The organism is Paenibacillus sp. E194 (assembly GCF_000935845.1).
Classification (GTDB): Bacteria; Bacillota; Bacilli; order Paenibacillales; family Paenibacillaceae; genus Paenibacillus_B; species Paenibacillus_B alvei_B.
This window is the reverse complement of record NZ_JMDX01000201.1, coordinates 1-10,582: the sequence shown is the minus strand read 5'-3', so window position 1 is coordinate 10,582 and position 10,582 is coordinate 1. Positions and strand designations below refer to the sequence as shown.

9 protein-coding genes are annotated in these 10,582 nt (G+C 46.9%); 8 read left to right on the top strand and 1 reads right to left on the bottom strand.

The genetic code is table 11. From position 1 onward, the window contains the following. The first annotated feature begins 15 nt into the window (after positions 1 to 15). The 4 genes from AZ66_RS22065 (at position 16) to AZ66_RS22050 (ending at position 5,433) form a co-directional block, all read left to right on the top strand. The gene (locus tag AZ66_RS22065) at positions 16 to 1,623 is read left to right on the top strand and encodes a potassium/proton antiporter (protein WP_231586993.1); all 1,608 of its coding nucleotides are present in this window, start codon (positions 16 to 18) and stop codon (positions 1,621 to 1,623) included. 87 nt (positions 1,624 to 1,710) lie between these two features. Then, positions 1,711 to 2,505 (top strand): alpha/beta hydrolase family protein, encoded by a 795-nt coding sequence (locus tag AZ66_RS22060; RefSeq protein ID WP_044356807.1) that lies wholly within the window; start codon positions 1,711 to 1,713, stop codon positions 2,503 to 2,505. Between the two features lie 373 nt (positions 2,506 to 2,878). Then, positions 2,879 to 3,163 (top strand): hypothetical protein, encoded by a 285-nt coding sequence (locus tag AZ66_RS22055; protein WP_021258477.1) that lies wholly within the window; start codon positions 2,879 to 2,881, stop codon positions 3,161 to 3,163. Positions 3,164 to 3,309: 146 nt separating this feature from the next. Next, a complete protein-coding gene (locus tag AZ66_RS22050; RefSeq protein ID WP_044356806.1) occupies positions 3,310 to 5,433 on the top strand; it encodes a methyl-accepting chemotaxis protein in 2,124 nt (707 codons plus the stop codon). A gap of 92 nt (positions 5,434 to 5,525) precedes the next feature. On the opposite strand, the gene AZ66_RS22045 is transcribed toward AZ66_RS22050, so the two are convergent. Continuing rightward, positions 5,526 to 6,341, bottom strand: a complete 816-nt coding sequence (locus tag AZ66_RS22045; protein ID WP_044356805.1) for a hypothetical protein — start codon at positions 6,339 to 6,341, stop codon at positions 5,526 to 5,528. 376 nt (positions 6,342 to 6,717) lie between these two features. Between AZ66_RS22045 and AZ66_RS22040 the strand changes: the two genes are divergently transcribed. From AZ66_RS22040 to AZ66_RS22025, 4 genes are all read left to right on the top strand, one after another. Further along, complete coding sequence (locus AZ66_RS22040; RefSeq protein WP_231586992.1) at positions 6,718 to 7,845, top strand: ParA family protein; 1,128 nt, start codon at positions 6,718 to 6,720, stop codon at positions 7,843 to 7,845. Between the two features lie 74 nt (positions 7,846 to 7,919). Further along, entirely contained in the window at positions 7,920 to 9,185 is a 1,266-nt protein-coding gene (locus AZ66_RS22035; RefSeq protein ID WP_044356808.1) for a CpaF family protein, read from the top strand. Then, positions 9,160 to 9,933 (top strand): type II secretion system F family protein, encoded by a 774-nt coding sequence (locus AZ66_RS22030; RefSeq protein ID WP_044356802.1) that lies wholly within the window; start codon positions 9,160 to 9,162, stop codon positions 9,931 to 9,933. Before AZ66_RS22035 ends, AZ66_RS22030 begins: the two co-directional genes overlap by 26 nt. 39 nt (positions 9,934 to 9,972) lie before the next feature. After that, the coding region (locus AZ66_RS22025) for a hypothetical protein (RefSeq protein ID WP_044356800.1) at positions 9,973 to 10,582 on the top strand (610 nt) is incomplete at its 3' end.

The window sequence follows — 10,582 nt, the reverse complement described above, 5'->3', positions numbered from 1 at the left end:
GTATGCGATATAGTGATGGAAAGGGATGATGCGAATTTGTGGACGACGGATATGATTATTTTCTTATTTGGTTCTTTACTTCTAGCGGGAGTGATTAGTGCCAAATTCTCGAATCGATTCAATGTGCCTTCACTTGTGTTGTTTATTATTGTAGGGATGGCATTGAATCCTCTCATTTATTACGATAATGCGAAGTTAACGCAGCTATTCGGGATTTTGGCTCTGATCATTATATTGTTCGATGGAGGGATGCAGACAAGCTGGCGTGACATTCGGCCTGTCATTGGCGGATCTGTATCGCTTGCAACCATCGGTGTATTGATTACTGCTACGGTTTTTGGTGTGTGCTCAGTTTTTATCTTGGGAATTGATTGGAAAGAGGGCATGTTGATCGGTGCGATTGTCGGCTCTACAGATGCCGCAGCCGTGTTCGCAGTTCTCGGAAGCCAGAATGTGAAGAAGCGGTTGACCTCCACCTTGGAGGCGGAATCAGGAACGAATGACCCGATGGCCGTCTTCTTGACGATATCATTCATTGAATGGATTCAGATTCCGGATCTTTCTGTGTGGGAAATGCTGTTCTCATTCGTATGGCAAATGGGACTTGGTCTTGGCTTAGGGCTGCTCGCAGGCTGGTTCATTGTTGAAGTATTGAATCGAATTGCCCTTGATACATCCGGCATGTACCCTATACTTGCAATCGGATTCGCGATCCTTACTTATAGCGGTGTTGGTCTGCTGAAGGGCAGCGGCTTCTTAGCTGTATACGTGATGGCACTTGTCATCGGCAATTCCGATTTGCAATATCGTTTTACGATTGTAAGATTCAATGAGGGCTTCGCCTGGCTAATGCAGATCATGATGTTCATCCTTCTTGGACTTCTCGTATTCCCGCTTCAGCTGCTGGAGATCACATGGCAAGGACTGGTGTTGTCGGTTCTTCTCATGTTCGTTGCAAGACCGCTCGGTGTATTCATTAGCTTGATGTATAGTAAGTTTACAGGCAAGGAGAAGACACTTATTGCCTGGGCAGGGTTAAAAGGTGCGGTTCCTATTGTTATGGCGACATATCCCATGATTGCAGGCTTAGAGCATGGACAATTGTTCTTCAATATTGTATTCTTTATTGTTCTGACGTCTGCCCTTATTCAAGGGGCTACCATTTCTCCGCTTGCGAAGCGGCTTGGATTGGCTGGCGAACCAGGCGGGCAGCAGGTACATGCGCTTGAGCTGGTGTCGGTCGGGAAGACGAACATGGACTTGGTGAAGAAAACGATTGAGCCTGGTGCTTGTATAGAGAACAGCTACTTGCATCAATTAAGATTGCCGGATGACACCTTGATTACAGCTATAATTCGTGGGGAAGAGATGATTGCGCCCAAAGGAACCACGCAGTTATTGGCAGGAGATGTGGCTTATGTTCTCGTTGCCAAAAATCAAAGGGACGAGATTAGAAGACTGTTCACCGAGCAGATCCAAGATGGTCAATGTACGGTGACAAGTGGAAGTACCACGGATCGGAACCAGGCAGCCGTAGATACCCAGTCAGACACAGAGAATCAATCGATAGGGAGCTCGACAGAACGTTCAGTTGCGGAGAATAAGAGGCAAGGAAAAGACTAATGCATTCATGCAGGGGAAGGCACCATGATGAACACACCATGATGAGTTAGTACGATACAATGACTTTCAAAGGGGAAGTGGAATCGTATGCTAGGATTGGAGAAGCAGACATTCCGTATTCGCAAAATTGCGATGGAATGGAAACGGGATGATAAGACGTTGCGTGGATTGGTTACTCTGCCTGTTACGGAACAACCAGTAGCAGCAGTTGTAATGAGTCATGGATTTACAGGGCATATGCTGGAGGGCAGAGGCTTCTTTAGACGTCTCAGTGAACAGTTGGCACAGGCTGGTGTCGCTGCGATTCGCTTTGACTTCGCAGGCAGCGGTGAGAGTGATGGAACGTTTGAAGAAATGACGCTATCAACTGAGCTGGCGGATGCATTAGCTGTATTTCAAGCCGTGCGTTGTATGGAAGGCATTGACTCGAATCGTGTCAGCTTGCTGGGCTTCAGTATGGGTGGAGCGGTATCGCTTCTGGCGGCTTCACAGCTGGGAGAAGAGGTGCATCGCTTAGTGGGGCTTTGCCCTGCTGCCAATATCTTCGATATTGTAGCTAGGGAAGCGGCCGGTTCACGATTTAAGCAGATGTTGGAAGAAGGGCGAATGGACATGAATGGCTTCATCGTAGGCCAGGGATTGCTCGAAGATACGGCACAGCATGATATGTATGCTGCTGCATCTCGTATCCATTGCCCAACGCTGTTCGTTCATGGGACGGCTGACGGCGCTGTTCCTCCTTATATTTCTTATCGATTGGCAGCTGCGATGGATGGGCGTGCTGACATTACGTGGATAGATGGTTCTGATCATGTATTTTCCTTGTCTGAGCATTCGAAGCAAGTCTGTGAGGCGGTTGTGAAATTCTTAGCAGATAAGTAGCAAAAAGTTATGTCGTAGGGTACGGAAAAAGAAGTGGCTGATGTGATTTATCTCCTTTTATTGGTATGAGCAATGCTGCACAATAGATTCAGGTATGGCGTCTATGCATTGGCGTAAACGTCATTCAATGTGCCCGTCCATCTGCCCCCCAACTCCAGGTAGGGCGGGACACTTTGCGCCATTTACGCATCTGCTTGCGAGCAGGTGCGTTTTGTTCTTTCTAGAGGCTTTGCTGCAGAGCATACAGTTTGAATATTAAAAAAATGAGGAAAATGTTTCATAATACTATTGTGAAATAGGACTAATTAACCGATATTAGTAGTAGTGCGTAAAAGTACAGCGAGGTTAAGAGAAGAAAGGTGAAGGCAAATAGATGAAGTATGAGAAATTGAATGAAGAGTTTAAGCACGTTGGCTACAGTCCTTACCGTTATGTTCATATTGTGGATGTAACGACAGAAGCAGTTGATTTTGATCACCGTGAGAAAGAACGTGTCGATCAATTAGTAATTGGGTCAGAAGAACCAATGACTGAAGAACAGTTGAAGGAAGAGGCACGCGCGAAGTTGATGGAAGAGCATCCAGATTTCCAGTTTTTCCGCGAGGTACAGGTGGCGAAATTGGATGTAGTGCAGTGCTTTGATCTAGAACTGCAGTAGTATCGAGATGGAAGCAGCGTTTGTGAATTCGGATGCTAAGTTCTCCCCTTAGGTGTGTTTTATGCAGCGGGATACGATGCCGCACGTAAGGGGACGAGCTTTCTAAATAGCAGCACAGGTACTATAGCGATAAGGAGATGAATCGGTTGTTCAAGGGGCTTAAGAAAGTACAGGGGATGACATCACGGAAAGTGGATTGGAAATCACTCGTTTCATCCGTATTTCAGAATCCATCTCGTTCCGTGGGAACGAAGTTGTTTCTTGTATTTGTAATCAGCATTATTGTGTTCGTTTTTAGTGTTGGCATGATTTCGTATCTATTCTCCAAGAATGCAATTGAAGATCAAGCATCTAAGTCTAATTATCAGACTATGATCCAAGCAGCGCAAAAAATTGATCTTCAGCTGAGCCAGTTCAACAATATGACGATGCAGATTATGTTCGATCCAAACCTGACTGCTTCGCTCAAAACCTTGAAGGACAATCAGCTTAGCGCTTATGAAAAGATTCAATCTACGGAAGCGATTACGAAAACGCTTCAAACCTACAGTGTTGGCAATCCATTAATCGAGAACATTTATTTGATCCCAATTGATCCAAAGCGCAATACGATGGCTGCACTTGGCATTCGGAGTAAGCTGGACGATTTGCGCAAGCAACCATGGTTTGAAGAAGCAACGAAGAGCAATGGACAATCCATTTGGGTAGATACAATGCCGAAAGGTGTTGATAAGGCGCCGGAGCCTACATTCGGAATTGCAAGACCAATGCGTGATTTGAATTCTGGGATGGCCGAATACATCGTTCTGATGGAGATTAGATTGGCTACTTTCCAGAAGTCGCTCGATGGAATTAATCTAGGCGAGGGATCTACCGTTCAAGTGGTGAATCGTGCGGGTCATTTTATTTATACCGAGGAAGATGGGAAGTTGACCAAGGAAGCTCCGAAGTGGCTTCTGCCGGAGGTTGAGGAGGGCAATACTAGTGCGATTAGCGGAAGCGAGAAGATAAGCTCTGATTCCGATGGCGAGATGCTCCTGGTCTATGATCAGATGCCGTCGAGCCGATGGCTGCTAGTTGGAGCGGTTCCTGTAGCTGAACTGGTGAAGGAAGCCAAGTCCATCTTGACACTTACATTTATCTCTATGCTGGCTGCTGCCGTCATCGCAGTCGTAATCGGCTGGTTGGTGATTCAATGGGTAGCAACACCGCTCGTGAAGCTGCGGAATCTCATGAATGAGGGTGCACAGGGCAATCTGGCAGTACGCGCAGTTCCTAAGTCTAAGGATGAGATTGGCCAGCTTGCGAATGGGTTCAATACGATGATGGAGCAGATTACGAATCTCGTGAAAAGCACAGATGCAAGCGCTCGTGCCGTCTTAGAAACAGCTTCTTACTTGTCTGAAGCATCACGCAGCACGGCGATCTCCGCGAAAGAAATTGCGATTGCCACAGAGGAAATCGCGAAGGGAGCTACTTCGTTGGCGGTGGAGGCTGAGCGAGGTCACGATCTCACGCACAGTATTGCTTCGCAAATGTCGAATGTTATAGATGCCAACGGACAAATGGATCATTCGGTTCAAGCGGTTGCCGAATCGAGCACGCTTGGTGCTTCGAATATGACTTCCTTAATGGGCCGCACGACTTCCACCGGGGATATGATGCGCTCGCTTGCGACGAAGGTCAATACACTGAGTGACAGTACACAATCGATTCGCAAAATTTTGGATGTCCTCCATAACATGACGAAGCAAACGAACATCCTGTCCCTAAATGCAACCATTGAGGCTGCGCGTGCAGGAACTGCAGGCAAGGGATTTATGGTCGTTGCTGATGAAATTCGGAACCTTGCTGATCAATCAAGGCAGTCCATCGATATCGTTGGACAAATTACGGAGAAGATTCAGCTAGAGATTACGGAGACCGTAACAGCGTTGTCAGAAGCATTCCCCCTCTTCCAGAAACAAGCGGAAGCTGTACAGGAGACAGATGTCATTTTCTCAACGGTACAGCAGCAGATGGATGGCATGATTCAGCAGCTTGGAAATGTGACAGGCTCCATTGGGCGTCTAAATGAGGCACAGTCCATTCTGGTAGAAGCGATGAGCAATGTAAGCGCAGTTGCGGAAGAGGCATCTGCTACTTCCGAAGAGGTTGCATCGTTAAGCACGGAACAGTTGAATGTATCGAACCGCTTAGTCGAGCTGTCTCAGCAGCTTGAGGAAGTATCCTCGAATCTGAAGGAAACCTTATCTCAATTCAAATATTAATACTGTGCAATAAAGCCCGTATCTATCGTTATTGAATAGATACGGGCTTCATTAGTTTGCTGACAGCAGCTTTATTTGGGATATAACATGCGTTAACGATTCAGTTCAATTTTACCTACCTGGGTAGAGAGTTGTAAGGTTGGGCTATCCGCTTTAGGTGATCCGATATGGCCTTTAACATTTTTAGAGACGAATTGATTGGATTCACTCTCTTCGTTCAATTCAACATGGTTGTTAATGCTTCCCATACTTGTTGACAGATTGACGTAAAGGGCCTCTAGCTTCTCCGGCAAATCATATGAGATCTTGCCAAATTCCGTATGGAGCTTGCTGCTCTCTGTTCCAATAACATTGGAGGAGGTAATGTCGCTTGCACTGCCGCTAACAACTAGATTGCGTGGATATAATGCTGATTTAGATTCAAGTGAGATTCTAGCAAATTCATTGCTAATCTCCAAGGTTTCATAGTCTTTAATTGGAACGTGCACGTTCAAGGTTGGCAACGGACCTGTATTAAGGGCATTTTTCTGCTTCGAATTCAGCTGAATAGTTAACGTATTATCATTTATTGTAGCACTCACGGTTGTCTCCATTGTACTGGATTTTCCATCTTTAAGCTCCCATTGTGCTTGGCTTAATTTTGGATCCCCGACAACGGTAATGTTGGCTGCTGTGCTCAGAATGCGGATTGTATGTACATTGTTAATATCAGATTTCGCTTTATCGTGATCACTAGCTGATACCTTACTGAGTGCAGTAGATGTTCTTTCAGATATAACTGGTATGGAGGATGAGGATGTTATGTCGCTCGTGTTCCATTTTGCAGAGGATTCATTATCGGATGCACAGCCTGCAAGACTTATGCTCGCTGTAGATAAGAGGATACAAGCAAATTTAGCGTATTTCATTGTTCGACTTCCTTTCTTCGGATATAAATAGAGTGACGTAAGGATTCAACTGAGATGTCATCTTTTATGTTACCTTCTAAAGAAAGATTCGGTAACCAACCTCGGTCTATAAAGCGCCTAGACTTCTGTCTAGGCTAGGTGCTGAGCTTTGAACGGGGTATTATAAATAAGGAAAAATATGTTGAAATATGGGTATATTTGTGATACTGTTGAAATAACTTCATACGAGAATGTACGGAAGCACCGTCATGAAACGAAGCATCAGCATTGATGCCCGTTTAATGGCGGTGTTTTTTTATGTCCTTATTGGATTGCCAGGGCTTTCAAATCTGTGAAGTAGAAAGGGGGGAGTGGGATTAATAGATGGGATATTGTAGTGGCACATCCGCAGAAGCGCATTTTAGACGGATACACGGATTATTGGAAGCAATCGGCCTATGCTGAGAAGCTCCACCTTCGTGTATTTACTCAGGCGGATACGCTTGGTCACTATTTGCGCTTGAAGCCAGGCATACATGTTCTAGTCGCAGCACCTGAGCTGCTTGGGACACTGTCTTCGTCTGATGTGAGAGGAATAATCGTAATCGCATTATCCGCAGAGAAGTCTGAACAACTGGCAGAAGCCGGCTTACCTTGTTGGATAGAGAATCCATATCAGCCCATTCCGCAGTTGTTCCAATCCATCATTGGATATTGTGAATCGGAAATTGCCTTCGAAGGGGAGAAGCGGAGCAACACTGCGTGCCGCATCGTTGGCATTACTTCAACTTCAGGCGGAGCAGGGAAGTCAACAACGGCATTTCATTTGTCCGCTGCGGCTGCTCAATCAGGTCTTCGACCCTTCCTTTTGAATGTAGATCCGATCCAAGAATACAGTTTGCTACTACAGGAACCGATCGAACAGAATGAAGATCAGAGCAACTTAGCACAATTATTTTACTACTTGAAGAAGGCAGAGGGAGGGCAGGGGAATGAGCCGCTTTCCTTAGATCCATATATGCTGAGTGTTCCTACAATAGGAGCGCGAATGCTCCATCCGAAGCAGTTGGCAGAGGAATGGAAGTGGATGGATGCCAGTATGCTGCGAATATTGTTGAATATGCTTCGGAGCAGTGGGCAGTACGACTTGATTATTGTGGAGGGCGCGTATTTTCACTCTCCATTCGAAGCGGTATGGGACGTGGCAGATCAGGTAATGTGGCTGCTCCTTGATGATATGGCCTATATACAGAAGACGAAGCTGTTGCTGCAGCAGTGGGCGATTGCGGAAGAGTCTGTTGTGCGTCATCGGAGCAAGCTCATTAGGATGGGTGTGAATCGTTATATGGGGACGATGCTCAATTCATGGCAGCAGCGTGATGCCCCGATCTCAGGATATCTGCCTTACATACCAGCTTGGAAGCAAATTTATCGATTTGATCAATGGCTTCAATCGAGTGTATTCCGTTCAACCTTGGAGGAATGGGCAGGTTCAGAGTTGGGATTATTCAGCGGAGCGCGGTAAGGGGTGAGTTGATGGTACATGGGGACGAGGAGCGCCAGTTCCAGCTGAAGCCTTCTGGGACAGAGTCTAATCTGATGTTGCTTGATGAATTATATCTTACAATTCGGCAGCAGGTGCGCGAGAGTATGGAATGGGGGGAACCGTTATCTGATGAAGCATTAATAGAGAGAATCGAACAAGCGTTGTTTGCGTTTTCGAAGGCGGGGAATTTGACCTCGGCAGATCTTCGAATAGTAGTACGCAGAGTCTTTTACTCTTTCCGTGGTCTTGATGCGCTTCAGCCGCTCGTTGATGATCCCGAAATTACGGAGATTATGGTAAACAGTCATCGGGAATTATTCGTTGAACGTCAAGGACATATGGAGAAATTAAATCATACCTTCGAAAGCGAGGAGAAGCTGGAGGACATTATTCAGGCGATTGTCTCTCAAGTAAATCGTACGGTGAACGAGTCTTCACCAATCGTCGATGCGAGATTGCGAGATGGATCAAGGGTTCATGTTGTCCTGCCCCCAATCGCGCTTAAGGGGCCCACGGTAACGATTCGGAAGTTTCCTTCTAAGCCACTTCATATGGAGGATCTCATACGATACGGCACGATGAGTGATGAGGCGGCTCAAATTCTGCAGACGCTGGTCAGGGCGAAGTACAATTTGTTCATCAGTGGTGGAACTGGATCGGGCAAGACGACGTTCTTGAACGCTTTGTCTCAGTTCATTCCATCTGATGAACGGGTGATTACGATTGAGGATGCAGCAGAGCTGCAAATTCAATCCGTGCCGAATCTGGTGTCATTGGAAACGCGCAATGCGAATTCGGAAGGAAAGGGAGCCATAGCCATGCGTGACCTTATTCGAGCTTCCCTTCGTATGCGGCCAAACCGCATTATTGTGGGAGAAGTGCGCGGTGCTGAGGCTTTGGATATGCTTCAGGCAATGAATACGGGCCATGATGGTTCTTTATCTACGGGTCATTCCAATGGGCCCAAAGATATGGTGAGCCGCTTGGAAACGATGGTATTGAGTGGGGCTTCGCTGCCGGTTGTCGTCGTTAGACAGCAGATTGCCTCCGCAATTGATATCATTGTTCATTTGGCAAGGATGCGAGATGGATCCCGCAAAGTGCAGGAGATTGCCGAAGTAATTGGATTTGCAGAAGGTGAAGTGAAGCTGTCGAGCCTGTATCAATTCGTGGAACACGGGCAGGAAGGCGGCAAAATTCTAGGAGGCCTTGTTAAGCGCGATACGTTGCAGCATGTGGACAAGCTGCGAATGGCGGGGCTGACGCTGCCTCAAGCAGAAGGGGGCGCGGACGATGAAGGGATCGAAGATCAAGACTGAAGCTGGACTGCCTCGCTACGATGTATATCATTTGAACCGCAAGGAGCAGCTACTGGCGATCTTTGTTGGATGTGCTGCAATGGCAGGGATCGGATATCTGTTCTACCAGCATTGGATCGGAATGATCATGCTGTCAGTCATCGGGGTTCGATTTACTCAGATTCGGCAGCAGACACTGCTTGAACGAAAGCGGTCACAATTAACCCAGCAGTTCAAGCAGACCTTGTATTCATTGTCTTCTGCACTAGGTGCAGGGCGATCAATGGAGAATGCTTTCCGTGAGGCTGCACAGGATTTGAGGCTGCTCTATCCCGGAACTGATGTGGATATGATTCGGGAGCTTCGTATTTTGTCATTGCGAATGGAGAATGGCGAGCCAGTGGAACGAGCCATGATGGACTTCAGTGAGCGGGCACAGCAGGACGATATCGCGAATTTTGCAGATGTATTTGTTACTTGCAAGCGGACAGGCGGGGATTTCATTGAAGTGGTGCGCAGAACTTCCTCCGTTATTGGAGAGAAGATGGATATTATGCAGGAAATTGAAATATTAGTCGCACAGAAGAGGCTGGAGATGAAAGCGATGATGGCTGCACCATTTTTGTTTCTAGCTTTTCTCAATATGACCTCGCCTGATTTTATGACGCCGTTATATGAAGGAGTCGGCAGAGTGATTGCAACAGCTGCATTGATTGTGTTGTCCATTGGGATCTTGCTAATTCGCAAATTAATGGACATTAGAGTGTAGTAATTCGTTTATGCAATATAGCAGGAAGGAGGTTGGTAGATGCTGCCTTCATGGATGTGGGGATTGGCATGCCTGCTTGTAATAGGGATTTATGCTGTGATGAATCAAGTAGGAAAGGCCCGCTATGCGGAATTACTTGCCTCGATCCAGCCGGAAGTAAAGACAGCGAAATGGCTTCCAGCACCCCTGATGTGGCTGGAACGTTTGCAACCAACGCTTGATACGCATCCTGCTCTGGCTCAGTTGAGGCAGTCGCTAATGCAAATGCATGGTCCAGCCCTGTCCCACACGATGTATCGCGCACTTCTGGCGGAGATGGGATTGTATGTATTTGCCGGAGTCGTAGCTGGATGTATTCTCCCTGCTGTGACGGACGGAAGTTTCGCCAACATGGCTGGAGGTATGCTGCTTGGTATCGTTCTGCCGCTAGTACGCGGGAAGGAGGTTGTCGGTAAGGCGGAACGCAGACGTCAGGATATTCAGCTGGAGCTCCCCGAATTGATTAATAAGCTGAATCTGCTCGTACAAGCGGGCGAGACAGTTCCCAAGGCTCTTGCAACTTGCATTGAGCGGAAGAAGTCGGAGAACGGGCACCCATTATACATCGAGCTATTCCGAATGATGTCAGATGTACAGAATGGTTATTCTT

Coding starts and splice junctions, on each gene's coding strand:
- AZ66_RS22065 (WP_231586993.1), top strand. CDS start 16: ATGGAAAGGGATGATGCGAATTTGTGGACGACGGATATGATTATTTTC.
- AZ66_RS22060 (WP_044356807.1), top strand. CDS start 1,711: ATGCTAGGATTGGAGAAGCAGACATTCCGTATTCGCAAAATTGCGATG.
- AZ66_RS22055 (WP_021258477.1), top strand. CDS start 2,879: ATGAAGTATGAGAAATTGAATGAAGAGTTTAAGCACGTTGGCTACAGT.
- AZ66_RS22045 (WP_044356805.1), bottom strand. CDS start 6,341: ATGAAATACGCTAAATTTGCTTGTATCCTCTTATCTACAGCGAGCATA.
- AZ66_RS22035 (WP_044356808.1), top strand. CDS start 7,920: ATGTTGCTTGATGAATTATATCTTACAATTCGGCAGCAGGTGCGCGAG.
- AZ66_RS22030 (WP_044356802.1), top strand. CDS start 9,160: ATGAAGGGATCGAAGATCAAGACTGAAGCTGGACTGCCTCGCTACGAT.